The organism is Vogesella sp. LIG4, from assembly GCF_900090205.1.
Classification (GTDB): domain Bacteria; phylum Pseudomonadota; class Gammaproteobacteria; order Burkholderiales; family Chromobacteriaceae; genus Vogesella.
This window is the reverse complement of record NZ_LT607802.1, coordinates 3,660,912-3,685,266: the sequence shown is the minus strand read 5'-3', so window position 1 is coordinate 3,685,266 and position 24,355 is coordinate 3,660,912. Positions and strand designations below refer to the sequence as shown.

General features: G+C 67.3%; 23 protein-coding genes. 13 read left to right on the top strand and 10 right to left on the bottom strand.

All coding sequences use genetic code 11. The annotated features are described in order from the left end of the window. Nucleotides 1-31: 31 nt before the first annotated feature. Entirely contained in the window at nucleotides 32-919 is an 888-nt protein-coding gene (locus PSELUDRAFT_RS17110; protein WP_179947558.1) for an alpha/beta hydrolase, read from the bottom strand. Nucleotides 920-1,089: 170 nt separating this feature from the next. Between PSELUDRAFT_RS17110 and PSELUDRAFT_RS17105 the strand changes: the two genes are divergently transcribed. The 10 genes from PSELUDRAFT_RS17105 to PSELUDRAFT_RS17060 all read left to right on the top strand — a co-directional run bounded on the left by PSELUDRAFT_RS17105 (nucleotide 1,090) and on the right by PSELUDRAFT_RS17060 (nucleotide 11,776). Beyond that, nucleotides 1,090-2,379 (top strand): FAD-binding oxidoreductase, encoded by a 1,290-nt coding sequence (locus PSELUDRAFT_RS17105; protein WP_088967980.1) that lies wholly within the window; start codon nucleotides 1,090-1,092, stop codon nucleotides 2,377-2,379. 16 nt (nucleotides 2,380-2,395) lie between these two features. Next, nucleotides 2,396-2,953 carry a helix-turn-helix domain-containing protein gene (locus PSELUDRAFT_RS17100; protein WP_088967979.1) on the top strand — a complete coding sequence of 186 codons (558 nt, stop codon included), beginning with the start codon at nucleotides 2,396-2,398 and terminating at the stop codon, nucleotides 2,951-2,953. 105 nt (nucleotides 2,954-3,058) lie between these two features. Continuing rightward, nucleotides 3,059-3,793, top strand: coding sequence for a phosphonate metabolism transcriptional regulator PhnF (gene phnF, locus PSELUDRAFT_RS17095; RefSeq protein WP_088967978.1), 735 nt, complete (start codon nucleotides 3,059-3,061; stop codon nucleotides 3,791-3,793). Between the two features lie 109 nt (nucleotides 3,794-3,902). Beyond that, a complete protein-coding gene (locus PSELUDRAFT_RS17090) occupies nucleotides 3,903-4,916 on the top strand; it encodes a putative 2-aminoethylphosphonate ABC transporter substrate-binding protein (RefSeq protein ID WP_088967977.1) in 1,014 nt (337 codons plus the stop codon). Nucleotides 4,917-5,007: 91 nt separating this feature from the next. After that, complete coding sequence (locus PSELUDRAFT_RS17085) at nucleotides 5,008-5,574, top strand: phosphonate degradation HD-domain oxygenase (RefSeq protein ID WP_088967976.1); 567 nt, start codon at nucleotides 5,008-5,010, stop codon at nucleotides 5,572-5,574. Beyond that, the gene (locus tag PSELUDRAFT_RS17080; RefSeq protein ID WP_088967975.1) at nucleotides 5,571-6,707 is read left to right on the top strand and encodes a putative 2-aminoethylphosphonate ABC transporter ATP-binding protein; all 1,137 of its coding nucleotides are present in this window, start codon (nucleotides 5,571-5,573) and stop codon (nucleotides 6,705-6,707) included. Before PSELUDRAFT_RS17085 ends, PSELUDRAFT_RS17080 begins: the two co-directional genes overlap by 4 nt. Beyond that, on the top strand, nucleotides 6,704-8,395 hold the full coding sequence (locus PSELUDRAFT_RS17075) for a putative 2-aminoethylphosphonate ABC transporter permease subunit (protein WP_088967974.1): 1,692 nt from the start codon (nucleotides 6,704-6,706) through the stop codon (nucleotides 8,393-8,395). Before PSELUDRAFT_RS17080 ends, PSELUDRAFT_RS17075 begins: the two co-directional genes overlap by 4 nt. A 67-nt stretch (nucleotides 8,396-8,462) precedes the next feature. Then, nucleotides 8,463-9,563: a 2-aminoethylphosphonate--pyruvate transaminase gene (locus tag PSELUDRAFT_RS17070; RefSeq protein WP_088967973.1), complete on the top strand. Its 1,101-nt coding sequence runs from the start codon at nucleotides 8,463-8,465 to the stop codon at nucleotides 9,561-9,563. Between the two features lie 9 nt (nucleotides 9,564-9,572). Next, nucleotides 9,573-10,388, top strand: coding sequence for a phosphonoacetaldehyde hydrolase (gene phnX / locus PSELUDRAFT_RS17065; protein WP_088967972.1), 816 nt, complete (start codon nucleotides 9,573-9,575; stop codon nucleotides 10,386-10,388). After that, entirely contained in the window at nucleotides 10,385-11,776 is a 1,392-nt protein-coding gene (locus PSELUDRAFT_RS17060) for an FAD-dependent oxidoreductase (RefSeq protein ID WP_088967971.1), read from the top strand. The genes phnX and PSELUDRAFT_RS17060 overlap by 4 nt, the downstream gene beginning before the upstream one ends. A 55-nt stretch (nucleotides 11,777-11,831) precedes the next feature. Here the strand turns inward: PSELUDRAFT_RS17060 and PSELUDRAFT_RS17055 are convergent, their stop codons facing one another. Continuing rightward, the gene (locus PSELUDRAFT_RS17055; protein ID WP_088967970.1) at nucleotides 11,832-13,649 is read right to left on the bottom strand and encodes an alkaline phosphatase family protein; all 1,818 of its coding nucleotides are present in this window, start codon (nucleotides 13,647-13,649) and stop codon (nucleotides 11,832-11,834) included. A 66-nt stretch (nucleotides 13,650-13,715) separates the two neighbouring features. Then, nucleotides 13,716-14,621 carry a LysR family transcriptional regulator gene (locus PSELUDRAFT_RS17050; RefSeq protein ID WP_088967969.1) on the bottom strand — a complete coding sequence of 302 codons (906 nt, stop codon included), beginning with the start codon at nucleotides 14,619-14,621 and terminating at the stop codon, nucleotides 13,716-13,718. 286 nt (nucleotides 14,622-14,907) lie between these two features. Here PSELUDRAFT_RS17050 and PSELUDRAFT_RS17045 point away from each other — a divergent pair, with 286 nt between their 5' ends. Next, nucleotides 14,908-15,240, top strand: a complete 333-nt coding sequence (locus PSELUDRAFT_RS17045) for a multidrug efflux SMR transporter (protein ID WP_088967968.1) — start codon at nucleotides 14,908-14,910, stop codon at nucleotides 15,238-15,240. Nucleotides 15,241-15,338: 98 nt separating this feature from the next. Here PSELUDRAFT_RS17045 and PSELUDRAFT_RS17040 read toward each other — a convergent pair whose 3' ends face one another. The 5 genes from PSELUDRAFT_RS17040 to PSELUDRAFT_RS17020 all read right to left on the bottom strand — a co-directional run bounded on the left by PSELUDRAFT_RS17040 (nucleotide 15,339) and on the right by PSELUDRAFT_RS17020 (nucleotide 20,301). Then, nucleotides 15,339-16,436, bottom strand: coding sequence for a polyamine ABC transporter substrate-binding protein (locus PSELUDRAFT_RS17040; RefSeq protein WP_088967967.1), 1,098 nt, complete (start codon nucleotides 16,434-16,436; stop codon nucleotides 15,339-15,341). A 25-nt stretch (nucleotides 16,437-16,461) separates the two neighbouring features. After that, entirely contained in the window at nucleotides 16,462-17,229 is a 768-nt protein-coding gene (locus tag PSELUDRAFT_RS17035) for a gamma-glutamyl-gamma-aminobutyrate hydrolase family protein (RefSeq protein ID WP_088967966.1), read from the bottom strand. 4 nt (nucleotides 17,230-17,233) lie between these two features. Continuing rightward, the gene (aguA, locus tag PSELUDRAFT_RS17030; RefSeq protein ID WP_088967965.1) at nucleotides 17,234-18,340 is read right to left on the bottom strand and encodes an agmatine deiminase; all 1,107 of its coding nucleotides are present in this window, start codon (nucleotides 18,338-18,340) and stop codon (nucleotides 17,234-17,236) included. 100 nt (nucleotides 18,341-18,440) lie between these two features. Beyond that, a complete protein-coding gene (locus PSELUDRAFT_RS17025; RefSeq protein WP_088967964.1) occupies nucleotides 18,441-19,352 on the bottom strand; it encodes a LysR substrate-binding domain-containing protein in 912 nt (303 codons plus the stop codon). Between the two features lie 58 nt (nucleotides 19,353-19,410). Then, complete coding sequence (locus tag PSELUDRAFT_RS17020) at nucleotides 19,411-20,301, bottom strand: LysR family transcriptional regulator (protein ID WP_088967963.1); 891 nt, start codon at nucleotides 20,299-20,301, stop codon at nucleotides 19,411-19,413. Between the two features lie 122 nt (nucleotides 20,302-20,423). Between PSELUDRAFT_RS17020 and PSELUDRAFT_RS17015 the strand changes: the two genes are divergently transcribed. Beyond that, complete coding sequence (locus PSELUDRAFT_RS17015; protein WP_197693899.1) at nucleotides 20,424-21,839, top strand: MFS transporter; 1,416 nt, start codon at nucleotides 20,424-20,426, stop codon at nucleotides 21,837-21,839. Between the two features lie 132 nt (nucleotides 21,840-21,971). Here PSELUDRAFT_RS17015 and PSELUDRAFT_RS17010 read toward each other — a convergent pair whose 3' ends face one another. Continuing rightward, on the bottom strand, nucleotides 21,972-22,757 hold the full coding sequence (locus PSELUDRAFT_RS17010; RefSeq protein WP_088967962.1) for a DNA/RNA non-specific endonuclease: 786 nt from the start codon (nucleotides 22,755-22,757) through the stop codon (nucleotides 21,972-21,974). Between the two features lie 150 nt (nucleotides 22,758-22,907). Between PSELUDRAFT_RS17010 and PSELUDRAFT_RS17005 the strand changes: the two genes are divergently transcribed. After that, nucleotides 22,908-23,315 carry an SRPBCC domain-containing protein gene (locus tag PSELUDRAFT_RS17005; RefSeq protein ID WP_088967961.1) on the top strand — a complete coding sequence of 136 codons (408 nt, stop codon included), beginning with the start codon at nucleotides 22,908-22,910 and terminating at the stop codon, nucleotides 23,313-23,315. 123 nt (nucleotides 23,316-23,438) lie between these two features. Here the strand turns inward: PSELUDRAFT_RS17005 and PSELUDRAFT_RS17000 are convergent, their stop codons facing one another. After that, a complete protein-coding gene (locus tag PSELUDRAFT_RS17000; RefSeq protein WP_179947557.1) occupies nucleotides 23,439-24,323 on the bottom strand; it encodes a LysR family transcriptional regulator in 885 nt (294 codons plus the stop codon). Nucleotides 24,324-24,355 lie beyond the last annotated feature (32 nt).

Below are 24,355 nucleotides of genomic sequence, written 5' to 3'. Positions count from 1 at the left end.
AAGCCCCGCTTTCGTCGCGATGCTGCGTTGCTCACAAACCGGGGCTTTTCGAGGCACCCTGGCGCACACCGTCCGGCGCCTGCCAGTGGCCGCGTGCGTATTGCAGCAGCGCCGGCCAGTGCTCCACCCAGCAGCAGTGGTGGTCGTAATCCGCCTGCAGGCTTAGCGGAGGCTGCTGCGCCGGCGGGAAGCGCTGCAGGAACGGCGCCAGCGCGGCCATGCCCACCTGGGCATCCTGGCCACCGACAAAATGCAGCTGCCGCACCGGCAGCAAGTCCTGCCAGTCATCCGCCGCATTCAGCGAGCCGGCCAGCGGCGTCAGCGCGTTGTGCTCGGTCCAGGCGCGGTGATCCAGGTTGGCCGCAACGGTAATCAGCCCGCTCACATCGCGGCGCTTTGCCGCTAGCAGCGCTGCCACCGCGCCACCGCCGGAATACCCCACCAGCACCAGCTGCCGCGCCTGGAAGCGCTGTTTGAGGCTGTCCAGCGCCAGGCTGGCGGCGGCTATCACTTCCGCGGCAAAGCGGTGGCTGGTCCAGTACTGCTGTCTGCATTGCGGGTTGGCCGCCAGCAGGTATTGGCAGGGGCGGGCCAGGTAGGCCGCCGGCTGCGGATCCTGCAGCGCCAGTTGCAAGGCCAGCGGGCGCAGCGGGGTTGGGTCGAACGACGGCGTGTCGCTGGAGAGCCAGGCCAGGCCGTCGCCTTCTATGTAGATGGTCAGCGTGTCGGCGGCTGCCGGGCTGGGTGGCAGATAGGCCTGCAGCGTAAAGTCGCCGGCCGGCAGTGCCTGTGCTACCCAGCCGTGGCTTGCGGCCAACGTGTCGGCCTGCTGGCTGCGTTGTTCGATGGTTGGCAGCTGCACGCAGGCGGCCAGCAGGCTGGAGAGGCAGAGGGCGGTAAACAGCTGCTTGACGGTCATTGCGGGGCGCGATGGGGTTGCAGGCCGCCCATGGTATGCCAGATCGACGCGGCGCGGCAGGTGTTGCGTGCGGGGCACGCTGGCGTGGCGATGCGCTTCCAGTGCTTGTTTTTGTGAAAATTTATGTGTAAATTTTCATGAAATTTATTTCATAATTTTCACGGATCGCCATGTTCGCCCAATCCCGCACCCATATCGAAAGCTACTACGCCGCCAGCCACCCGGAGGCCATTGCACCGCGACCGGTGCTGGAAGGGCGCCAGCGCGCCGATGTCGTCATTGTCGGCGCCGGTTTCAGCGGCCTGCATACCGCGCTGCGCCTGGCCGCGGCCGGCAAGCAGGTGCTGCTGCTGGAAGCCAGCCGCGTGGCCTGGGCGGCGTCCGGGCGCAACGGCGGCCAGGCGCTGCTGGGCTGGTCGTCCGATATGGGGCCGATCGAAAAGTCCCTGGGCCGCGATGGCGCGCGCCAGCTGTGGGACAGCATGCGCTGGGCGGCGCAGGAGGTGCGGGAGCTGCCGCAGCGGCATGGTTTCGACATCGACTACCGCCCCGGCAGCCTGTGGGCGGCGGTGCAGCCACGGCGCGTGGCGTTGCTGCATGCGGCGCAGGAAGAGGCCGCCAGCCACTGGGGTTACGACCGCCTGCGCGTCATCGAAGGCGCCGACATGGCGCAGTGGATAGGCAGCAAGCGCTACCTGGCGGCGCTGTACGACCCGGAAGCCGGGCACCTGAACCCGCTCAAGCTGGCGCAGGGCCTGGCGCAGGCCATCGAGCAGGCCGGCGGGCGCATCTTCGAACAAAGCCGCGTGCTGAACTATGCGCAGACGCCGGCCGGCTACAGCGTGCGCACCGAGCGCGGCGAAGTGCTGGCCGATGTGCTGGTGCTGGCCTGCAACAGCTATATCGACCGGCTGGATGGCGAGCTGTCGCGGCGCATCCTGCCGGTGGGCACCTACCAGGTGGCCACCGAGCCGCTGGACCCGGCGCTGGCGCGCTCGCTGCTGCCGCAGAACAGCTGCGTCATCGACAACCAGTTCGTGCCCGATTACTTCCGCCTCACGCCTGACAACCGCCTGCTGTTCGGCGGCGGCTGCACCTACCTGGGCGGCATCCCCGACGATATCGCGGCGGCGACGCGGCCTTACCTGGAGCGCGCTTTTACCCAGCTGCGCGGCGTGCGGCTGGATTACGCCTGGGGCGGGCATATCGACGTGAGCATGCGCCGTACCCCGGACATCGGCCGCCACGGGCAGCGCTACTGGCTGCAGGGCTTCTCCGGCCACGGCGTGCTGCCCACGCTGGCCGGCGCGCGGGCGGTGGCGGATGCCATTCTGGGCGACGAAGATTTGTTGTCGCTGTACCAGGGGATTCATAATCCGGCTTTTCCGGGTGGCCGCTACCTGGCCGCGCCGCTGGAGGCAGCCGGCAAGGCGTGGTACCGGCTGCGCGATGTGATTTGAGGTGAAGTGACAGGGCATGAATCCACAGCAAGAAACCGAGCACCTGGCCGCGCTGATCCGCGACCTGCGCAAGCACAAGAAAGTCACCCTCAGCGAACTGGCGGCCAGGATCAACCGCTCGGTGGGCTTTCTGTCGCAGGTCGAGCGCGGCGTGTCGCGGCCAACGGTGGCGGACCTCACCGCGATAGGCGAGGCGCTGGACACCCCGGCGGCCTACTTCTACCACCTGGGCCAGACGCGGGCGCCGACTTGCGTGACCCGCCCCGGCGAGCGGCGCACGGTCTACTTTGCCGACGGGGTGACCGACGTGCTGGTATCGCCCAGCATGTCGGCCGGCTTCACCATGCTGGAAAGCTTTCTGGAGCCGGGCGCCAGCAGCGGGGAGCGCCCGATTCACGACCGCGACGAGCAGGGCGGTTTCATCCTGGAGGGCGAGCTGACCATCTGGTTCGCCGCCGGCGAAGAGCCGGTGACGCTGGGGCCGAACGACGCCTTCCAGGTGGCGGCCAACAACCGCATCCGCTACGCCAACCTGTCGGCGCAGCGCACGCGGGTGATGTGGGTGTTCACCTGAGAAATCGTCAACACGCGCCGGGAAGGTTGGCCGCATGGCGGCGCCACGGCGCGGGCGGGCGCTAAAAATGCTATCGTCTGCGCAATTCCGTTTCCCCCAGCCATCATGACCGACCGCATTACCCGCCCCGCCGGCACCCCGCTGTGGGTGCAGATTGCCGCCACCCTGAGCCAGGAAATCCTGTCCCACCAGCTAAGTGGCCGCCTGCCCAACGAACAGACCCTGGCAGAGCGCTTCGGCGTGAACCGGCACACCGTGCGCCAGGCCATCCAGCACCTGCAGGACAAGGGCCTGCTGCGCATCGAGCGCGGCCGCGGCACCTTCGTGCAGGAGGAAATGATCGCCTACCGGCTGGGCAAGAGCAGCCGCTTTTCCCACAGCCTGTCGGCGCAGCACCTGGTCAGCGATGTCGATATCCAGTCCTGCCACTTCGAGCCGGCCGGCGAGCAGGTAGCCGGCCTGCTGCGCATTGCCACCGGCAGCCGCGTGCTGCGGGTGGAGTCGCTGGACCTGGCCGATGGCAAGGTGGTCAGCGTGTGCACGCAGTATTTTCCGCTGCCGCGCTTCGACGGCTTCATCGATGTCTACCGCGCCAGCCGCAGCACCAGCGAAGCGTTCCAGAAGTGCGGCATCGCCGGTTTCCAGCGCGTGCTCAGCCGCATCAGTGCCCGCCTGCCGCGGCCGGAGGTGGCGGCAGCGCTGGGGCAGGGCAAGCAGCAGCCGGTGCTGTACGTGGAAAGCGTGTACGCCGATGCAGACGGTGCGCCCATCGAATACGGCATCACCCGCTTTGGCGGCGACAGCGTGCAGATCGAAGTCACGCCGGACGACAGCCTGTAGCCGCTGACAAAAACGCCACTTGAGTGATCTAGACATCTAGATGTAAATTGCCTGTAACGTTGGCCGCGTACAGTGCGCCTGTCTCCCAACCCGACACAAGGCGCACCACATGCAAACCACCCGCACCCTGCTGGCCCTGGCCCTGGCTGCCACCAGCCTGAGCAGCCTGGCCGAGACCACGCTCACCGTCTACACCGCGCTGGAAGCCGACCAGATCAAGGCCTACCAGCAGAAATTCGAACAGGAAAGCCCGGATGTGAAGCTGCGCTGGGTGCGCGACTCCACCGGCATCATCACCGCCAAGCTGCTGGCCGAGAAAGCCAACCCGCAGGCCGACGTGGTGATGGGCGTGGCTGCTTCCTCGCTGCTGGTGCTGGAGAAGGAAGGCATGCTGCAGGGCTACAGCCCCAAGAACGTGGGCAAGCTGGCCAAGCAGTACGTTGACCACAACACCCCGCCAAGCTGGGTGGGCATGGACGTGTGGGGCGCCGCCATCTGCTTCAACACCGTGGAAGCCGCCAAGCAGGGCCTGAAAAAGCCGGAAAGCTGGAAAGACCTGCTGAAGCCGGAATACAAGGGCAAGATCGTGATGCCGAACCCGGCCTCCAGCGGCACCGGCTACTTCGACGTTACCGCCTGGCTGAGCCTGTTCGGCGAGAAGGAAGGCTGGTCCTACATGGACAAGCTGCACCAGAACATCGCGCAGTACACCCACTCCGGCTCCAAACCGTGCAAGCAGGCCGCTGCCGGCGAATTCCCCATCGGCATCTCCTTTGAATACCGTGCCGCCAAGCTGAAGGAAACCGGCGCCCCGATCGACGTGGTATTCCCGAAAGAAGGCCTGGGCTGGGATCTGGAAGCCACCGCCATCATGAAGGGCACCCGCAACCTGGACGCCGCGCGCAAGCTGGCCGACTGGTCCGCCTCGCTCTCTGCCAACGAGCTGTACGAGAAGAACTTCGCCATCGTGGCGATGCCGGGCGTAGCCAAGCCTAATCCCTTCATTCCGGCCGACTACGAAAAACGCCTGGTGAAGCAGGATCTGCGCTGGTCCGCCAGCAACCGCGACCGCATCCTGGCCGAGTGGATCAAGCGCTACGACGCCAAGTCCGAACCGAAGTAAGTTGCCGGCCCTGCCGCCCTTGCGGGTGGCGGGGCAATAGGCCCGCGCACGCCGGGCCGGAAACGAATCACGCCGACATGAAGCACCCCGGATGAACCACCCCCGTATTGAAACACTGGACGCGCTGTTCGCCCTGCTGGCGGGCAGCGGCCGCACGCTGTATGGCGGCGAAGCCGTCAGCCAGCTGGAGCATGCGCTGCAAAGCGCCTTTGCTGCCGAGCAGGACGGCGCCGACGCGGCGCTGATCACTGCCGCACTGTTGCACGATATTGGCCACATCGCCTGCGGCCAGGCCGATGACGAGCTGGCGCAAGGCATCAACGACCACCATGAAGCGGTGGCGGTGCAGCTGCTCTGCGGCCTGTTCGACGCCTCCGTGCTGCAGCCGATTGCCCTGCACGTGGCAGCCAAACGCTATCTGTGCGCTACCCGCCCGGATTACCTGGCCAGCCTGTCCGAGGCTTCGCGCCTGTCGCTGGCGCTGCAGGGCGGGGCGATGAGCAGCGCCGAATGCGAGCGCTTCACCAGCCGCCCGCACGCGGCCGCGGCACTGGCGCTGCGCCGCTACGACGACATTGCCAAGGTGCCGGGGCTGGCCACGCCGCCCCTGGCGCATTACCACCGCCTTGCGGCCAACGTTGTGATATCCCGACCATGAAGCTAGACCCCCAACTCCTGCTGCAGCGCCCGCTGCCCGCCGGCGGCTCCCCGCAGGGCGCGCCGTATCTGCAACTGTCCGCCATCGGCAAGCGCTTTGGCAGCCAGACCGTGCTGCACGGCCTGGACCTGAACGTGGACAAGGGCGAATTCGTCTGCCTGCTCGGCCCGTCCGGCTGCGGCAAGACCACGCTGCTGCGCCAGATCGCCGGGCTGGACATGCCGGACAGCGGCAGCATCCGGCTGCTGGGCCGCGACATCACCCGCCTGCCGCCGGCCGCGCGTGACTACGGCATCGTGTTCCAGAGCTATGCGCTGTTTCCCAACCTCAGCGTGGCCGACAACATCGCCTACGGGCTGAACGGCCGCCGCGAGGACAAGCGCCGCCGCGTGGCCGAGCTGCTGACGCTGATCGGCCTGGACAGCATTGCCGCCAAATACCCGTCGCAGCTGTCCGGCGGCCAGCAGCAGCGCGTGGCGCTGGCGCGCGCACTGGCCACCTCGCCCGGCCTGCTGCTGCTGGACGAGCCGCTGTCGGCGCTGGATGCCCGCGTGCGCGAACACCTGCGCCGCGAAATCCGCGCCCTGCAGCAGAAGCTTGGCATCACCACCATCATGGTGACCCATGATCAGGAAGAAGCGCTGACCATGGCCGACCGCGTAGTGGTGATGAACGCCGGCCGCATCGAGCAGAGCGGCAGCCCGTTCGAGGTCTACCGCGAGCCGGCCAGCCGCTTCGTGGCCAGCTTTGTCGGCCAGGGCAACTGGCTGCCGGTCAGCGTTAGCGGCAGCGGCAGCGTGCAACTGGGCGAGCAGTACCTGGCGCTGCCGCAGGCGCACGGCTTGCCGGCCGGCAGCGGTGCCGAGCTGTTCGTGCGCCCGGAAGACATCGTGCTGCATCCGCAGTGGCCGGCCAGCAGCGACGCGGTGCTGGCCGAGATCCGCAAGCTGGAGCTGCTGGGCGCGGTGTACCGCATCAGCCTGCATGTGCCGGCCTGGGGTGCGGCCAACGTGGTGGCCGACCTGGGCCATGCCCAGCTCACCCAGCTGGACATTACCCCGCAGCAGCGGGTGCCGGTGTCGCTGAACCCGGCGCGGCTGCGCCTGTTCCCGCGTCAGGAGGCCAGCGCATGATCAGCCTGAGTCTGCCGCGCCGCCTGCAGCGCGGCCGCGACGAACGCCTGGCCCTCGGCCTGAACTGGCTGTTGCTGGCGCTGCTGCTGGTGGCGGTGCTGCTGCCGCTGGCGGCCATTCTCGGCCAGGCCTTCCATGGCGCCGACGGCAGCCCGGCCAGCCTGGCGCCGCTGGGCGACACCCTGCGCCAGCCGGGCTTTGTCGCCGCGCTGGCCGGCAGCCTGCAGGTGGCGCTGGCCACTACCGCGCTGGTGCTGCCGCTGGCCTATGGCTACGCCGCGGCGCTGACGCGGGTGCTGCTGCCGCTGCGCGGGCTGTTCCGCCTGCTGGCGCTGCTGCCGCTGCTGGCGCCGTCGCTACTGCCCGGCATCTCGCTGGTGTACCTGTTCGGCAACCAGGGGCTGCTGAAAGCCTGGTTCCCCGCCGGCGGCATCTACGGCTTTGCCGGCATCGTGCTGGGCGAGGCGTTCTACACCTTTCCGCACGCGCTGATGATTCTGCTGGCGGCGCTGGCCGTGGGCGACGCCCGGCTGTACGAGGCGGCGCGCAGCATGGGGGCAGGGCGGCTGCGCCAGTTCCTGACCATCACCCTGCCGGCCACCCGCTACGGCCTGGTATCGGCGGCACTGGTGGTGTTCACCCTGGTGGTAACCGACTTCGGCGTGGCCAAGGTGATAGGCGGGCGCTACCCGGTACTGGCGATGGAAGCCTACAAGCAGGTGATCGGCCAGCAGAACTTTCCGCGCGGCGCGGTCATCGGCCTGCTGCTGTTGCTGCCGGCGCTGCTGTCCTTCGCCGTGGATCGCCGCCTGCAACGCCGCCAGGGTGCGCAGCTGAGCGCCCGCGCCCAGCCGCTGCAGCCGCTGCGCCAGCCGTGGCTGCGCGCACTGGCCACCCTGTTCTGCAGCGTGGTGGCGCTGGCGCTGCTGGCCTTGCTGGGCACTGCCGTGGCTGCCGCCTTCATGCGGCAATGGCCGTACCAGCTGGGTTTCAGCCTGCAGCATTTCGATTTCGACATGGTGGATGGCGGTGGCTGGCCGGCGTTCGGCAACAGCCTGCGGCTGGCGCTGTGGACCGCGCTGTGCGGCACGCCGCTGGTGTTCCTGGGCGCATGGTGCAGCAGCCGGCTGAAGTCGGCCGGCGGCGCCGGCCAGCTGCTGCACGCCATTGCCATGCTGCCGATGGCGGTGCCGGGCATGGTGCTGGGGCTGGGCTACATCTTCTTCTTCAACCATGCGGCCAACCCCTTGCACGGGCTGTACGGCACGCTGGCCATCCTGGTGCTGTGCTCGGTGGCGCATTTCTACACCACCGCCCACCTTACCGCCCGTACCGCGCTGGTGCAGCTGGACCCGGAATTCGAGGCGGTGGCCGCTTCGCTCAAGGTGCCGCTGTGGATCACGCTGTGGCGGGTGACGCTGCCGGCCTGCCTGCCGGCGGTGCTGGAGATTGCGCGCTACTTTTTTGTATCGGCGCTCACCACGGTATCGGCGGTGATCTTCCTGTACACCCCGGACAGCGTGCTGGCCTCGGTGGCGGTGCTGAACATGGACGACGCCGGCGACACCGCCGCCGCCGCGGCGATGGCAACGCTGATCGTGGCCAGCTCGGCCGCCGTCTGCCTGCTGTTCGCGCTGCTGTCGCACTGGGTGCTGCGCCGCAGCCAGCGCTGGCGCGAAACCTCCTGATTCCACCAACCGGGCTGCGGCCCGGTTTATTCGACCCTTCATAGACATCTAGATAACTGGAAACATCATGCGAGAACCCATCCTGCTCACCCCCGGCCCGCTGACCACCTCGCTGGCCACCAAGGCCGCCATGCTCACCGACTGGGGCTCCTGGGACAGCCGCTTCAACCAGCTGACCGCCAGCGTCTGCCGCGACCTGCTGCACATTGCCGGCGGCGCCGACAGCCACGTCTGCGTGCCGCTGCAGGGCTCCGGCACCTTTGCGGTGGAAGCCGCGGTAGCCAACCTGGTGCCGCCCGACGGCAAGCTGCTGGTGCTGGTGAACGGCGCCTACGGCAAGCGCATGGCGCAGATTGCGCACTACCTGCGCCGCGACTGCACGGTGTATGAAACCGCCGACGACACGCCGCCTTCGGCGCAGACCGTGGCCATGCTGCTGCAGGACGACCCGGCGATCAGCCATGTCGGGCTGATCCACTGCGAAACCAGCACCGGCATCCTCAACCCGCTGGCCGACATTGCCGCCGTGGTGCACGCCGCCGGGTGCAAGCTGATCGTCGATGCCATGTCCAGCTTCGGCGCGCTGCCCATCGACGTGGCCGCGCTGCACATCGACGCGCTGATCGCCAGCAGCAACAAGTGCCTGGAAGGCGTGCCGGGCATGGGTTTTGTCATTGCCAACCGCAACAGCCTGCTGCAAAGCCGCGGCAACAGCCACTCGCTGGCGCTGGACCTGCTGGCGCAGTACGACTACCTGCAGAGCACCGGCCAGTGGCGCTTCACCCCGCCCACCCACGTGCTGGCCGCACTGCGCGCCGCGCTCGACCAGTACCTGGCCAAGGGCGGCCAGCCGGCCCGGCTGGCGCGCTATGCGGCCAACGCTGCGCTGCTGCAGCAGCGGCTGTGCGCCGCCGGGCTTCAACTGTTCCTGCCGCCCGGGCTGCAGGCGCCGATCATCCTGACCTTCCACGCCCCGGCCCATGCCGACTACCAGTTCAAGGCGTTCTACGAGGCGGTGCGCGAGCAGGGCTTCGTGCTGTACCCGGGCAAGCTCACCAGCCAGGAAACCTTCCGTGTCGGCTGCATCGGCGCCATCGACGCCGCCGAGATCGAGCAGGCCTGCCACGCCATCATCACCACCCTGCGCCAGCTCGGCTGGCTCGCCTGAGGAACGCATATGCAACGCTATCAACAACTGGAAGCCGTGATTTTCGACTGGGCCGGCACCGTGGTGGACTTCGGCTCCTTCGCGCCCACCCAGGTGCTGCTCGACGTGTTCGCCGCCATCGGCGTGCCGGTGAGCATGGCCGAGGCGCGGGTGCCGATGGGGCTGGCCAAGTGGGACCACATCCAGGCGCTGGGCCGGCTGCCGGCGGTAGCCGAACGCTGGCGCGCGCGCTTTGGCCGCGATATGGCGGATGCCGATGTCGATGCGCTGTACGCGCAGTTCATGCCGCTGCAGGTGGCGCGCGTCGGCGAATACTCGGCGCCGATCGCCGGCGCCATCGACACCGTGAACCAGCTGCGCGAGCGCGGCCTGAAGATAGGCAGCTGCTCCGGCTACCCGCGCGTGGTGATGGATCGCCTGCTGCCGCTGGCCGCCGCAGCCGGCTACGCGCCGGACCACACCGTGGCCACCGACGACCTGCCGGCCGGCGGCCGCCCCGGCCCGTGGATGGCGCTGGCCAATGTGCTGGCGCTGGCGGTGGGCGACGTGCGCCACTGCGTGAAGGTGGACGACACCGTGCCCGGCATCGCCGAGGGCCTGCGTGCCGGCATGTGGACGGTGGGCCTGGCCGCCAGCGGCAATGCCGTCGGCCTGACGGCAGCGGAGTGGGCGGCGCTGAGCCCGGCGCAGCAGGCGGAACTGCGCGCGCCGGCGGTGGCGGCGCTGCAGGCTGCCGGCGCCCACTACGTGGTGGACACCATCGGCGAACTGCCGGCGCTGCTGGACGCCATCGAGGCGCGGCTGGCCGCCGGGGAGCGCCCGTGACGCAGCGGCCGTTCTGGCTGGCCCAGGCGCTGGCCGCCGAGTCCGCGCCGCCGCAGCCGCCGCTGCAGGGCGAAGTCCGCGCCGATGTGTGCATCGTCGGCGGCGGCTTTACCGGGCTGTGGACGGCGATACTGTGCCGCCAGGCGCGGCCGGACTGGCGCATCGTGGTGCTGGAAAAGGACATCTGCGGCAGCGGCGCCTCCGGCCGCAACGGCGGCTGCATGCTGACCTGGTCCACCAAGTACCTGTCGCTGGCGCGGCTGTACGGCGCCGACGAGGCGCAGCGGCTGGTGGCCGCTTCCGAGCAGGCGGTGCATGACATCGCCGCCTTCTGCCGCCGCCACGGCATCGACGCCGACATCCGCCTGGGCGGTGCGGTGTATGCCGCCAGCAGCGCGGCGCAGCATGGCGCGCTGAACCAGGTGCTGGCGGCGCTGGAACAGGTTGGCCGCAACCGCTGGCGGGCGCTGAGCGATGCCGACACCCGGGCCGCCAGCGGCAGCGCACTGCTGCGGGCCGGCTATCACAGCCCGCTGGCCGGCAGCCTGCAGCCGGCGCGGCTGGTGCGCGGCCTGCTGCGGGTGGCGCGCGCCATGGGGGTACTGGTGTACGAGCACAGCGCCATGACTGCGCTGGCGGAGCACGACACGGTGGTGGTGAGCAGCGCCGGCGGCCGCGTGCTGGCCAGCCAGGCGGTGCTGGCGCTGAATGTGGACACCCCGGTGCACAGCCCGCAGCTGGGCCGCAGCGTGCTGCGGGTGTCGTCCGACATGATCATCACCGAGCCGGTGCCGGAGCTGATCCAGCGGCTGGGGCTGCAGCGCGGCCAGGCGGTGTGCGATCTGCGCACCTTCGTGCACTACTGGCGCAGCACGCCGGATGGCCGGCTGATGCTGGGCAAGGGCGGCAACCACATTGCCTTCGGCAACCGCGCGGATGGTTATTTCGATGGCCCCGGCGCCTGCCGCGGCCAACTGCAGCAGGCGCTGGCGCGGTTCTTCCCGGCACTGGCCGGGGTGCCGCTGGCGCAGGGCTGGACCGGCGCTTCCGACCGCTCGGCCAGTGGTTTTCCGTTCTTCGGCCAGCTGCCTGGCTACCGGCGGGTGCTGTACGGCATGGGTTATTCCGGCAATGGCGTGGTGCAGAGCTATCTGGGCGGGCAGATATTGTCGTCGCAGCTGCTGGGCGGCGAGCATGCCTGGCAGCACAGCCCGCTGCTGCGCGGGCCGCTGGCGCAGTTTCCGCCGGAACCGCTGCGCTGGTGCGGCGCCATGCTGGTGCGCGGCGCCATCCGCCGCGTGGAGCAGGCGCAGGATCGCAATCAGCTGCCAGCCTGGCTGGATACCCGGCTGGCGGCGTTGGCCAGCATGGCCGGCAAGGCGGACTGAGGCAGCAGGCAGGGCAGGCCACCGGCGGCCTGCGGGCAGCCGGTGGCGTGGCGGCTTACTGCGCCGCGCTATCCGCAGGCAGGCCCAGCGTTCTGCCGGGGTAGCCCGCGCTATCGAAGTAGCGGGTGTTGCCAACGGTTTGCGTGCTGACCACCGTCACGTGGCCGTCGGCGTCAGGCTGCGACTTCACGATGCTGTGCTTGACCGGGTGGCTGGCGCCGGCCGGGCGGGCTTCGGTCAGCACGCGTCCCACCAGCTTGCCCTTCTGGGGAATATGCAGCTGCAGCAGTGCCGCCATGGTCTTGCCGAGGTCGGCATTGCTGGCCGGCTCGCGGTCGGTGAAGTGCTGGCGGAAGTCGGGGCCGATGGCGCCCATGATGTTGCGGGTATCGGCACGCGAGAAGCTGCCGTGCATGCCTTGCCCCTGCTGCAGCCCGGTGTCGGCAATCTCCACCCCGCAGCTGCTGGGGTCGGCGCAGCCGGTGGCAAAGGAGCGGAAGTTGACGACGATGGCCGGCAGCGGGGTGATGGCCGAGCCTTTCAGCGCAATGGCGGACAGCGGCAGGGTGCCGGGAATCTGCCCCAGCGCATCATCCACGAACAGGCCGCTTACGTAGTCCTGTGCGGCCAACGTTGCCACCACGCGGCGGGCCAGTTGCCGGTCGCCGGCGGGCAGGTAAACCAGGTCGGAACCACCGTTGGCGGCCACGACGACATCCGGGTGGGCCGCATCAGAGCCGAGCAGGCCGTTGCCGCGCGACGGGTGTTCGCCGTCTTTCAGCAACACGGATTTGGCGTCCGGGTCATGCAGCGGCAGCGCCAGCGCATGCGCCAGGTCCACGGCGAGAAAGCCGGGCGGCAGCTGGCCCGGCACGGTGTCCGGGTAGCTGCTGCTGGCGGACCAGCTGCTGGCGCTTTCCTTGCTGATGGTGGAAAAGCCGTGGTCGGAGGTGAGGATGACGTCGGTGTCCTGCTCCAGGCCGAGTTTTCTCAGCGTGGCAAGCAGGCTGGCCAGGTTGTTGTCGGCGTTCCTGATGGCGGCCAGCGAGGTCGGGCCGTTGATGCCCGGCAGCAAGCGCCCAAGGCTGTCGCCCTGGTTGTGCTGGGTGCCGTCCGGGTCGCGGGACCAGAACACCAGTGCGAACGGCTTCTGCCGTGCCTTGAACAGTGGCAGCACCACGCGGGAGGTCACGTCCATGAAGTAGGCCTGCTGCGCCACGTTGGCGCTCAGGGTGCCGGGTTGGTGGCTGTTGCCCGCCTGGCCGTTGGCGCCGCGGCCGGGCGCCTCCAGCGGCAGGCCGGCCTCGGCCAGCTTCTGCCGGATTTCATCGTCAAGGGCGATGCCGCCCCTGCGGCCGGTCATGTCATCGACGATCACGGTTTGCCGGCCGCTGCGCTCGGTGTGGTCGAGAATCAGCGACGGCCCCAGCTTGCCGATCGAGGCGGTGGAGATGCCAGCCTTGCGCGCGGCCGCCAGCACGGTTTCCTCGTTGAGGTAGTCGCCGGAGAAGTGCTCGTCGACATCGCCCAGCACCGGGTCGCTTTCCAGGAACGGCGTCAGGCTGTCGCCGGCGCCGGGCACCGGAAAGCCGGTGTAGATGGTGTTGCTGAAGTCGCCGGTATCGCCAAGCATATGCCCGGTGGCCAGGGCGGAAGCGTTGGCGGTGGTGAAGGTGGGAAACAGCGAATGGGTATTGCTGAAACGCACGCCGCTCTCCAGCAGCGCCGCCATGGTGGGGGCGGTGTGGGCATCGACCATGCCCGGGCGCAGCCCGTCGGCAACGAACAGAATGACATTGTGCGGACGCGGCGCTGCCTGGGCATAGCCCAGGGCGCATGCGCATGCGGCCAACGTGGCGACCAGCTTTCTCATATGACCTCCCGGTAAATGGCCTCCACGCTACCGCGGCATTGCTGCAGGCATGTGTCAGCATAGCCTTTACGCGGTGGGCGGGCGGCCGACGTCGCGCGCGAACACCGCATTGGCCAGATAGCGGCGCAGCCATTGCAGCATGCTGGCTTCCTCCTGGCCGGCACGCCAGTACAGGTGAACCTCCAGCGCGGCGAATACCAGGTCCTGGGCATGGATCTCCACCAGCCGGCCGTTCTGGGTGGGGTAGCGCGCGATGTTGAGCGGCAGCACCGCCCAGCCCAGCCCCATGGCGGCCTGCTCGGCAATCACGTACAGGCTGTCGGCGCGCCACAGCTGCGGGCTGATGCGCTCGTCGGCATCGTCATGGGCAAAGCGCGGGGTGACCAGCAGCTGGCGGTGGCGTGCCAGGGTCTGCCGGCAGATACCGGGCTCGTGCACCAGCGCATGTTCGCTGCCTACCACCAGCACGCGCGGCACCGCGCCCACCGGCTGCGATACCAGCGCCGCGTCGGGCGGCAGGCGGCGGAATGCCAGCCCGACATCGGCTTTCCCCGCCAGCAGCCATTCGGCGATATTGGCGGCGGAGCCGTGAAACAGCGTTAACTCCAGGTGCGGAAAAGCCTGGTCCAGTGCCTGCACCAGCGCCAGTTCCGCGGGGTAGGGCAAGCCTTCGTCCAGTGCCAGAGTGAGCTGGCCCGGCAGCTTGGTGGCCAGCGCCAGCGCACGGTTGTCGAAATGGCGGCACTGCCGCATCAGTTCGCGGGCTTCATCCAGCAGCGCGCGCCCCGCCTCGGTCAGGCTCGGGGTGCGGCCGCTGCGGTCGAACAGTTCGGTGTCCAGGCTCGCCTCCAGCATGGCAATGGCGGTGCTGACCGCCGACTGGGCGCGGCCGAGCTTGCGCGCCGCGGCAGAAAACGAGGCCGCTTCTGCGGCTGCAACAAAGGTGGCGAGCTGGTCCAGGGTCCATTTCATCCGGGGGGTCTCTTCATCTATCTGTATTTCAGATTGATTCTATCTTTAATGTGCCGGAATTCCAGATATATGATGGCGCCTGATTTGCCTGCCGGCGTTTAGCGCCAGCCCGGGCCGGATATGAAAGGGCGCCTCGAAAAGCCCCGATTTCCAAGCGAGACAAGGCGCGAATGAAAAACTCCGACGCCGCATATGGTTGATATGTCAGGAGGAGTTTTTCGTGAGCAACGCAGTATCGCAACGAAAGCGGGCGTTTTTCGATGTGCCAGAAAGAGGAGGGTGACTGATGAACAATTATCTGATGCTTGCCATTGCCATTGTGGCCGAGGTGGTAGCTACCAGCAGCCTGAAGGCCAGCAGCGGCTTCACCCGCCTGCTGCCCAGCGTGCTGGTGGTGCTGGGCTATGTGACCTCGTTCTATCTGCTGCCGCAGATCATGAAAAGCCTGCCGGTGGGCGTGGTGTATGCCATCTGGTGCGGCGTGGGCATTGTGGCGGTGGCGCTGGTGGGGCAGTTCCTATACAAGCAGGTGCTGGACGGCCCGGCTTATCTCGGCATCGGCCTGATCGTGAGCGGGGTGGTGGTGCTGCAGGTGTTTTCCAGGACTTCCGGGCACTGAGCCGCTGCCTTGAGGCTAACCCTGGTAACAGTTGCTGCCGGCTGCAGCCGGTGAGTAAAGCGGGCGGGATGTGCCACGGCACATCCCGCCTTTTTCATTCAGATACCCGTTTTCAGCTGCGTCCACAGCCGGTGTTCCAGCCGCATCACGTCCGGCGGCAATGGCTTGAGCGGGAACAGGGTTTTCATCACCGCTTCCGACGGGTAGATGCTGGGGTCGTTGGCCAGCTCCGGCTTCACGTATTTGCGCGCCGCCAGGTTTGCCGTCGGGTAGTAGACCTTGTTGGTGATTTCGGCGTTGATCGCCGGATCCTGGATGAAGTTGATCCAGGCCAGCGCCGCCTCGGGGTTGGCCGCATCGCGCGGGATGGCCATCATGTCGAAGCCTACCGGCGCGCCGCTCTTGGGGATGATGTATTCCACGCGGTAGCTCTTGTGCGCTTCCAGTGCCCGGTGCTTGGCGATATTCACATCGCCGGAGTAGCCCAGTGCCAGGCAGATGTCGCCATTGGCCAGGTCGTTGATATAGCCGGACGAATTGAACTGGGTGATATACGGCCGGATTTTCTTCAGCACCTCGAAGGCGGCCTGGTAGTCCGCCGGGTTGGTGCTGGCCGGGTCGCGGTGCAGGTAGTGCAGCACCGCCGGCAGCACGTCGGACGGCTCGTCCAGCACGGACACGCCGCAGCCTTTCAGCGCCGCCAGGCGGGCGGGGTCGAACAGCAGCTCCCAGCTGTTGAGCGGCGCCTCGCTGCCCAGCCGGCTCTTCACCTTGTCCAGGTTCACGCCCATGCCTATGGTGACCCAGGCCCACGGTACGCTGTACTTGCCGCCGGGGTCGTTCTCCTGCGCCAGGCGCATGATGTTCTTGTCGAGGTTGACGAGGTTGGGCAGACGGGACTTATCCAGCTTGCGGTAGATGCCGGCATCGATCTGGCGGCCCAGGAAGTTGGCCGAAGGCACCACGATGTCGTAGCCAGCCTTGCCGGTGAGCAGCTTGGCCTGCAGGGTGTCGTTGCTGTCGTAGACGTCATACTTCACCTTGATGCCGGTGGCCTGCTCGAAGTGCGCCACGGTCTGGTCGCCGATGTAGTCGGACCAGTTGTAGACATTGAGCTGCTGTGGCGTAGCCGCCAGCGCGGCACAGCTCCAGGCGGACAGGCAGCACAGCGTGATGATTCTGCAACGGGGAAGCATGGCATTTCTCCTTGTAGCGGGCGCCTCACCGGCCGGCAGGCGCTGCGTTTTTTGCGCGCAGCTGCCGGCGCAGCAGGCAGCTGTCCCGAAAAGCCGAAAACAGGGTTTGCGACAGGCGGTTTTCCTGCGGCCGCCATTCCGGGTGCCACTGCACCCCCAGGGCGAAGGCGGCGGCGCCTTCCACCCGCACGGCCTCGATCAGGCCATCCGGCGCATGCGCTTCGGCGCGCAGTGCCGGTGCCAGGCGGGCAATGCCTTGCTGATGCAGCGAGTTGACCCGCGCCACCGGCTCGCCATACCAGCCATGCAGCAGCCCGCCCGGCACCAGCCGGATATCGTGCGCCGGCTGGTACAGCGCTTCACGCTCGCCCGCGGGCTCGCGGTGGTCGAGCCGGCCGGGCTCGTCCTGCACCGCCCGCGTCAGCGTGCCGCCGAAGGCCACGTTGATTTCCTGCAGGCCGCGGCAGATGCCGAACAGCGGCACGCCCGCCGCCACCGCGGCGCGTATCAGCGGCAGGTTGGTGGCATCGCGCGCCGGGTCGGCAAAGTCGCCCGGCACGGCCGGCGCGCCATACTGCCGCGGGTCGATATTGGACAGGCTGCCCGGCAGCAGCAGGCCGTCGATGGCGGACAGCAGCATGGCTGCCGGCTGCTGCGCGGCCAGGGCCGGCAGCAGCACCGGCACCGCGCCCATGGCGCTGACGGCGGCAATGCACTCTTCGCCCACCAGGTGGTGCTGCTGCCGTTCCAGCGTCCAGCAGCAGCTGGCAATGCCGATGACGACGGCTGCCATGCGCTCAGCGGTGCTGCGCGGCGTATTGCGGCGAGGTGATGCAGGCGATATTGCCGCCGCCCAGCAGGATCTCCCGCGTGTTGGCAATGCCGATCACGCGATGCTGCGGGAACAGGTCGGCCAGCAGCTGCTGCGCCGGCAGGTCGTTGGGGTCGCCGAATTCCGGCACCACCACCACGCTGTTGCCGACGTAGTAGTTGATGTAGGAGGCGCAGATGCGGGTGCCGGCCACCCGTGCCATGGCGGCATCGCCGTGGTCCAGCCCGGCGGCTTCTTCCGCGCTCCATACCAGCGGGGCGGGCGCATGCATCTTGTGGATCTTCAGGCTGCGCCCCTGCGCGTCGGTAGTGGCGGCCAGGATGGCGTAGGCTTCCTGGTAGATTTCATACTGCGGGTCGCTGGGGTCGTCGCTCCACTGCATCACCACTTCGCCCGGGCGCACGAAGCAGGCCAGGTCGTCGATATGGCCGTCGGTTTCGTCGAATTTGCAGCCGCGCGGCAGCCAGATCACCTTGCTGGCGCCCAGGTAGTCGAGCAGCTGCCGGGTCATTTCTTCCTTGCCCAGGTGAGCGTTGCGGTTGGCGTTGAGCAGGCACTGCTCGGTGGTCAGCACCGTGCCTTCACCATCGCACTGGATGCCGCCCATTTCGGCAATGAACGGCGCGCGGTAGCGGTCGGCGCGCTCGGCTTCCAGAATCTTCTGCGCGATCTGGTCGTCCTTGTCCCACGGGAAGTAAATGCCGCCGTTGAAGCCGCCGTAGGCGTTGAAGTGGAAGTCCACGCCGCGCACCTCGCCTTGTGCGTTCAGCAGCCAGGCCGGGCCGGTATCGCGGAACCAGGAATCGTTGACCGTCATTTCCAGTACCCGCACATGCGCCGGCAGCATGCTGCGCGCATTGGCGTACTGTTCCGCCGATACGCACACGGTTACCGGGTCGCTCTCGGCAATGGCGGTGCAGATGTCCACCCACACTTTTTGCGCCGGCTTGCCGCCGTTGCGCCATACGTCCGGGCGTTGCGGCCAACCCAGCCAGCAGCCGGCCTTGGGTTCGAATTCGCCGGGGCAGCGAAAGCCATCGTCACGGGGAAGGGAAGTCAGCGTACGTGCCATGAATGCGCTCCTGAAGGGTAGCTGGCGACACCGGCGGGCTGCCGGTATTCATGGACTCATCGTATTTTGAATTTTTCTCGCGGACTAATGATGAAATTTCTTAGTTCGGTGAATCAATTTCACATAAGTACGGGGTAAGGCTGGCAAAACCCATGAAGCTGGCCAGGCGGCCATCGTCGCGTTTGCGCCGCTCCGCCACCAGGTAGTAGTTGCCGGGCGAGGGCACCGCGCCGCGGAACGGGCGGATCAGCCGCCCGCTTTTCAGCTCCTCGCCGGCGGTGAGCACATCGGCCAGGCAGACGCCGGTTTTCTGCAGCGCGGCTTCGATGGCCAGGCCGGAATGGGCAAAGTGGATATTGCGCGCCGGGGCCGGCTGGCTGGCGGCAAAGGTGCCCAGCCAGGTGGCCCAGGTCTTGCCGTCGGTATCGTCGTGCAGCAGGCAGAAGCGGGCCAGGTCCGCCGGGGTGCGCAGGCCGCCTTCGCCTTCTATCAGCGAGGGGTGGCATACCGGGAAGAAGTCGATGGCCTGGAACGGTACCACCCAGTAGCGCGTCCAGTCGGTATCACCCATGGCGTACAGGATGGTGATGTCGGCGGCCGGGTTGATCTCGCGTGAATCGCTGTCGTGCACCAGCAGGTGTAGGGTAATGCCGGGGTGGCGCTGGGCAAACTCGCCGATCAGCCGCGGAAAGAAGCGGTGCGCCAGTTCCGCCGGCGCGGAAATCTTCAGCGCGCCACTCATGCCCGGCCGCGCCGCATTGCCGCAGGCCTCCGCCATGATGTCCAGTGCCTGCTGTACCGAATGCAGCAGGCGCAGGCCGGCATCGGTGAGGTGCTGCATGCGGCCGCGTTTTTCGAACAGCTCGGCGCCCAGCGCGGCTTCCAGCGAGCGTACCTGGTGGCTGATGGCGCTGTGGGTGACGCACAGCTCGTCTGCCGCTTTGCCGAAGTGCCCGTGACGGGCGGCGGCCTCGAAGGCCCGCAGTGCGCTGAGTGGGGGAAGTTTTCGCATGGCAATAGATTACCGCAGCGCCACGCCTGGCGGGCTCTGCCTGTGCGGCGAGCGAAGCTTATTCCATGCAGACTTCGCGCACCACGTTGCGTAGCCACTGGTGGGCAGGGTCGGCATCGAGCCGGGGGTGCCACAGCATGGACAGTGTGATTTCCGCCACCGCTACCGGCAGCGGGAACGTGGCCATGTCGGTGCGCAGGTAGCGGGTATGCCGCTCCGGCACGGTGGCCACCAGTTCGGTATGGCGCGCCAGGGCCAGCGCGGCGGCAAATCCGGCCACCGAAGTCACTATCTGGCGCTGCATGTTCAAGGCACCCAGCGCCACGTCTATCGGGTCGCTGCCAATGCCGTGCCGCGAGTCGGCCACATGCCCGCAGCCGGCATAGCGCGCCAGCGTGATGTCGCCCGCCAGCAGCGGGTGCCCCTGGCGCACCACGGCTACGAAATGGTCGCGGAACAGCGCGCGGGCATGCAGCTCCTGCGCCGTGCCTTTACCGATCACTCCTGTTTCCAGGTCGACACTGCCATCGCGCAGGTAGCTGCTGTCGCGCCGGGTCTTGGGCAGGAAGCTCAGGCGGATGCCGGGCGCCTCGCGGCCGATGCGCGTCAGCAGGCTGGGTCCGAAGTTTTCGACAAAGCCGTCACTGCACAGCAGGGTGAAGGTGCGATCCACCCTGGCCGGGTCGAGCGCCGGGCTGGGGCTGAGTAGCTGCAACGCCTGCTGCACCAGCCCGCCCACCTGTTCGCGCAATTCCTCCGCCCGTGGCGTGGGCACCAGGTTGCGACCGGAACGTACCAGCAGCGGGTCGCCGGTGCAGTCGCGTAGCCGCTGCAGTGCGCGGCTCATTGCCGACGGGCTCAGGCCCAGGCGGCGTGCCGCCCGGGCGACGCTGCCTTCGCTCAGCAATATGTCCAGCGTCAGCAGCAGGTTCAGATCCGGTGTGTTCATGCGCCCTCCAGCAGCCTGTGCTGATCGTTGCGTTTCATGCATGTATTAAGTGCAAACAATGCGTCTTCCGCCATGCTATCACCGGGCATAAGCTGCTGGATATCCACTTCAGGAGCCAAGGAATGCATACCCCCGATAACCCCGTACCAGCGTCCAGCGCCGGCGAGCGCCGCGCCCTGCTGAGCCTGTCGCTGACCATGTTGCTGTCGTCGCTGGGCACCAGCATCGCCAATGTGGCACTGCCTACCCTGATAACCGTGTTCTCTGCCTCGTTCCAGCAGGTGCAATGGGTGGTGCTGTCCTACCTACTGGCCATTACCACCCTGATCGTCAGCGCTGGCCGGCTGGGGGACATGTTCGGCCGCCGCCCGCTGCTGCTGGGCGGGGTGGGGCTGTTTACCCTGGCGTCGCTGCTGTGCAGCTACCCGTCGCTGCCGCTGCTGATAGCCGCCCGAGCCATGCAGGGGCTTGGCGCGGCGCTGATGATGGCGTTGAGCATGGCCTATGTTGCCGATATCGTGCCCAGGGAAAGAACCGGCCGTGCCATGGGCCTGCTAGGTACTGCCTCGGCTATCGGTACGGCAATGGGGCCATCGCTGGGCGGGTTGCTGATCGGCAGCCTGGGCTGGCAGGCGATATTTGCGGCCAACGTTCTGCTGGGTCTGGCGGTTTTTTGCCTGCTGCAACGCCATCTGCCGGCACCTGCCACGCCACGGCGGGCGGCACGCAGCGGCTACGACTATGTCGGCACTGCACTGCTGAGCATCACCCTGGGCGCGTATGCGCTGGCCATGACGCTGGGCCGTGGCGACTGGGGGCTGCGCAATAACGTTTTGCTGGGGCTGGCGCTGCTTGCCGCCGCGCTGTTTGTCATCAGCCAGCAGCGCGCTAGCGCGCCGCTGATCAAATTGTCGCTGCTGGCCAGGCCTCTACTGGTTGCCGCGCTGGTGATGAGCGCACTGGTGACTTCGGTGGTGATGGCCACCCTGGTAGTAGGCCCGTTCTATCTGACGCACGCGCTGGGGCTATCCACCACCCAGCTGGGGCTGGTGATGTCGGCCGGCCCGCTGGTGGCCGCATGCAGCGGCGTGCCGGCCGGCCACCTGGTGGACCGCTTTGGCGCGCGCCCCATGACGCTGTCTGGCTTGCTGCTGATGCTGGCCGGCAGCAGCGGGCTGGCGCTGCAGCCCGTCACGTCCGGCGTGCCGGGCTATGTACTGGCCATCATGATCACCACTGCCGGTTATGCATTGTTCCAGGCCGCCAACAACACCCAGGTCATGGCTGGTGTTGCCGCCGAACAGCGCGGCCTCGTGTCCGGCCTGCTCAACCTGTCACGCAATCTGGGCCTGATTACCGGTACTGCCGCCATGGGAGCAGTATTCGCCATGGCCAGCAAGGCGGTTGCCTTGACTGCCAGCCAGCCACAGGCCACGGGCAGCGGCATGCACATTACCTTTGCCGTGGCGGTACTGCTGATCGTGCTGGCGCTGCTGGTGGGGCTGCGCAGCCGTGCCCCGCAGATGCAGACCGTGTAGCTGCCAGGTCGATCTTGATTGCTTCCAGGCCTGGGGCGTAGCGCCGGGCTGGAGTAGACGCTGACGGAATGGGAATGCCGCCTGGGCCTGCCGCGTGTGCAAGCGGAGCATGGCCCAGGCGGTGAATCCCGCTTAAGGCATGGCCGGAAAGTAGTGAATGCCGGTGCGCTTGACCAGCTCGGCATAGCTCAGCCGATCCGGCTTGCTGACATTGGCGTTGGCCGTCCAGTACACCCAGGATTTACCGGCCGTGGGGTCGAAGACCAGTTTGTACAGCGCATCCGGCACCCGCACGTGGCCGGTGTAGTGGGGGGCGATTTGCGGGTCGTAATACGGCCCGGTGATCACGTATACCTCGCCACTGGCGCGCTTCACGTATTTGCGCGTAGCCGCTTCGACTGCGCGTGCCCACACTCCGCGGTTATTCTCCGCCGCCTGCGGCACCATATTGGCCAGGCTGAAGCTCTGTGCCATGGCTTCCGGCGTGGTGCGCTGCGCCGCTGCCGCCATATGCCCCCGGTCGTAGCCGCTGCCACGGTAATCTGCCAACCGCCCGCGCTCGGCGCCGGGCAAGCGGGCTTCTTCATAAAAGCGGTCGGTACGCTTTTCATCCGCGGCATCGCCCAGGCTGTGCGCCGAAAGCTTCTCTGCCGCAAACACCGGGCTGCGGGTGCTGCTGCTGTGGAGTACGGCGAAATCGGCAAAGCACAGTTCGCGCACCCCGTCGGCCTGCACCGACTCGGGAATCTGCGGTGGTTGTTGCTGGTAGAACAGGGTGCTGCAGTCACGGAAACGGGTAGCGACCGTGCCGCCGGCGTCGGCGGCAGGCGATGCGGTGGTGCTGGCCGGGCTGAGATGCTGGCTAAGAGCGTAGGCGAGGGCAAGTGTCAGGGGGAGGGCAGTGAACAGCTTTTTCATGCGTGAGGTGGGGTGGCGAACAGTAAATTTGATGGCGATTTTATATCGTAAATCGGCATTATCTGAATTTACTTACCGCCTTCGGCTGTCGGGACGCATGCCAATAGGCTAGGCTTGCAGGGTTGTATTTCCATTCACTACGGAGCCGCCATGAAGATCACCGTTTCCACCGTTGTTGCCGCGCCCATCGCAGAAGTCTGGCGGGCCTATACCACGCCGGATGACATCAAGGCCTGGAATGCCGCGTCGCCGGACTGGCATACCACCGCGGCCACGGTGGATCTGCGCGTAGGCGGCAAGTTTTCTTCGCGCATGGAGGCCAAGGACGGCTCGTTCGGCTTCGATTTCGCCGGCGAGTACACCAGGGTGGTGCCGGAAGCGCTGCTGGAATACAGCTTTGGCGAGCGTGGCGCGGTGGTGGAGTTTGTGCCAGGTGCGGCGGGCGTCACGGTGACGGTGACTTTCGACAGTGAGCCCACGCATTCCGAAGAGCAGCAACGTGCCGGCTGGCAGGCGATCCTGGACAGCTTTGCCCGCCATGTTCAGGCAGGTGGCTAACAGGCAGGGCCGTGCTGCGGGGCGGGGAACTCCGGCTGATGGTGACTTGCTGGCGCATCACCCCAGAGCCGGTTTGCTCATGCCATCCCCCTTGCCTGGCGACATGGCCACGGCTGCCCCGCTTTATCCGCGCTGCCCCAGCCGCTCGCGCAGAAACTCGATGAAACGCTGGGTTTTTGCCGGTATCAGACGGGTTTCGGTGATGGCATAAACCGGGAGCGGGGCGCCATGCCACTCTGGCAGGATGCGGCGCAGCTTGCCGGTGGCCACATCGTCGGCCGCAATTTCTTCCGGCATCAGCATGATGCCCATGTCCAGGGTGGCCAGGCGCCGGATCATGCCGACGTTGTTGAGCGTGAAGCGCCCGCTTACCGCCACCTGTGCCGTCTCGCTCCCCTTGTTCAGCACCCAGTTGGCGGCGCCGGATTTCAGCATGCTCAGGCATTCATGCCCGGCCAGCTCGGCGGGGGTCTGCGGCTCGCCGGCGCGTTGCAGATAGCCGGGCGAGGCGTACAGCCGGGCCTGCAAGGATGCGAGATGGCGGGCAATGAGCTGCGAGTTTTCCGGCGCCCCCATGCGGATGGCAACATCGAATGGCTCGCTGACCAGGTCCGAGCGGCGTGGTGTCAGGTCGAAATCGAAGGTCAGGCCCGGGTAGCGATTGGCGAATTCGGCAATCAGCGGCGCCAGGTAGGTTACCGAGAAATCCACCGGCAACGACGCCCGCAGCACCCCGGTGGGCTGCGCCAGCATTTCCCCCAGCTGCTCATGGGCCAGTCTTGCCTCATCGACGATGCGCCGGCAGCGCTGGTAGTAAATCTGGCCTGCCTCGGTCAGCTCCACCTTGCGGGTGGTCCGGTGCAGCAGGCGCAGCCCGATGGCCTTTTCCAGCGCGCTGATGCGGCGTGACAGCGTCGAGTTGGGCACGCCGACGGCTTCTGCCGCACCACGAAAACCCTTGGCTTTCACCACTTCGACGAACAGCGCCATGTCATTGAGCAGCTCCACTCGATTGCTCCATTTTTGGATCAATAATTTCC

What these genes read in the sequence shown, in the direction of transcription:
- PSELUDRAFT_RS17020 (WP_088967963.1), bottom strand. Translation starts at nt 20,301, where the DNA reads ATGAACACACCGGATCTGAACCTGCTGCTGACGCTGGACATATTGCTG.
- PSELUDRAFT_RS17110 (WP_179947558.1), bottom strand. Translation starts at nt 919, where the DNA reads ATGACCGTCAAGCAGCTGTTTACCGCCCTCTGCCTCTCCAGCCTGCTG.
- PSELUDRAFT_RS17105 (WP_088967980.1), top strand. Translation starts at nt 1,090, where the DNA reads ATGTTCGCCCAATCCCGCACCCATATCGAAAGCTACTACGCCGCCAGC.
- PSELUDRAFT_RS17055 (WP_088967970.1), bottom strand. Translation starts at nt 13,649, where the DNA reads ATGAGAAAGCTGGTCGCCACGTTGGCCGCATGCGCATGCGCCCTGGGC.
- PSELUDRAFT_RS17025 (WP_088967964.1), bottom strand. Translation starts at nt 19,352, where the DNA reads ATGCGAAAACTTCCCCCACTCAGCGCACTGCGGGCCTTCGAGGCCGCC.
- phnF (WP_088967978.1), top strand. Translation starts at nt 3,059, where the DNA reads ATGACCGACCGCATTACCCGCCCCGCCGGCACCCCGCTGTGGGTGCAG.
- PSELUDRAFT_RS17070 (WP_088967973.1), top strand. Translation starts at nt 8,463, where the DNA reads ATGCGAGAACCCATCCTGCTCACCCCCGGCCCGCTGACCACCTCGCTG.
- PSELUDRAFT_RS17005 (WP_088967961.1), top strand. Translation starts at nt 22,908, where the DNA reads ATGAAGATCACCGTTTCCACCGTTGTTGCCGCGCCCATCGCAGAAGTC.
- PSELUDRAFT_RS17085 (WP_088967976.1), top strand. Translation starts at nt 5,008, where the DNA reads ATGAACCACCCCCGTATTGAAACACTGGACGCGCTGTTCGCCCTGCTG.
- PSELUDRAFT_RS17100 (WP_088967979.1), top strand. Translation starts at nt 2,396, where the DNA reads ATGAATCCACAGCAAGAAACCGAGCACCTGGCCGCGCTGATCCGCGAC.
- PSELUDRAFT_RS17075 (WP_088967974.1), top strand. Translation starts at nt 6,704, where the DNA reads ATGATCAGCCTGAGTCTGCCGCGCCGCCTGCAGCGCGGCCGCGACGAA.
- aguA (WP_088967965.1), bottom strand. Translation starts at nt 18,340, where the DNA reads ATGGCACGTACGCTGACTTCCCTTCCCCGTGACGATGGCTTTCGCTGC.
- PSELUDRAFT_RS17045 (WP_088967968.1), top strand. Translation starts at nt 14,908, where the DNA reads ATGAACAATTATCTGATGCTTGCCATTGCCATTGTGGCCGAGGTGGTA.
- PSELUDRAFT_RS17015 (WP_197693899.1), top strand. Translation starts at nt 20,424, where the DNA reads ATGCATACCCCCGATAACCCCGTACCAGCGTCCAGCGCCGGCGAGCGC.
- PSELUDRAFT_RS17050 (WP_088967969.1), bottom strand. Translation starts at nt 14,621, where the DNA reads ATGAAATGGACCCTGGACCAGCTCGCCACCTTTGTTGCAGCCGCAGAA.
- PSELUDRAFT_RS17090 (WP_088967977.1), top strand. Translation starts at nt 3,903, where the DNA reads ATGCAAACCACCCGCACCCTGCTGGCCCTGGCCCTGGCTGCCACCAGC.
- phnX (WP_088967972.1), top strand. Translation starts at nt 9,573, where the DNA reads ATGCAACGCTATCAACAACTGGAAGCCGTGATTTTCGACTGGGCCGGC.
- PSELUDRAFT_RS17010 (WP_088967962.1), bottom strand. Translation starts at nt 22,757, where the DNA reads ATGAAAAAGCTGTTCACTGCCCTCCCCCTGACACTTGCCCTCGCCTAC.
- PSELUDRAFT_RS17035 (WP_088967966.1), bottom strand. Translation starts at nt 17,229, where the DNA reads ATGGCAGCCGTCGTCATCGGCATTGCCAGCTGCTGCTGGACGCTGGAA.
- PSELUDRAFT_RS17080 (WP_088967975.1), top strand. Translation starts at nt 5,571, where the DNA reads ATGAAGCTAGACCCCCAACTCCTGCTGCAGCGCCCGCTGCCCGCCGGC.
- PSELUDRAFT_RS17040 (WP_088967967.1), bottom strand. Translation starts at nt 16,436, where the DNA reads ATGCTTCCCCGTTGCAGAATCATCACGCTGTGCTGCCTGTCCGCCTGG.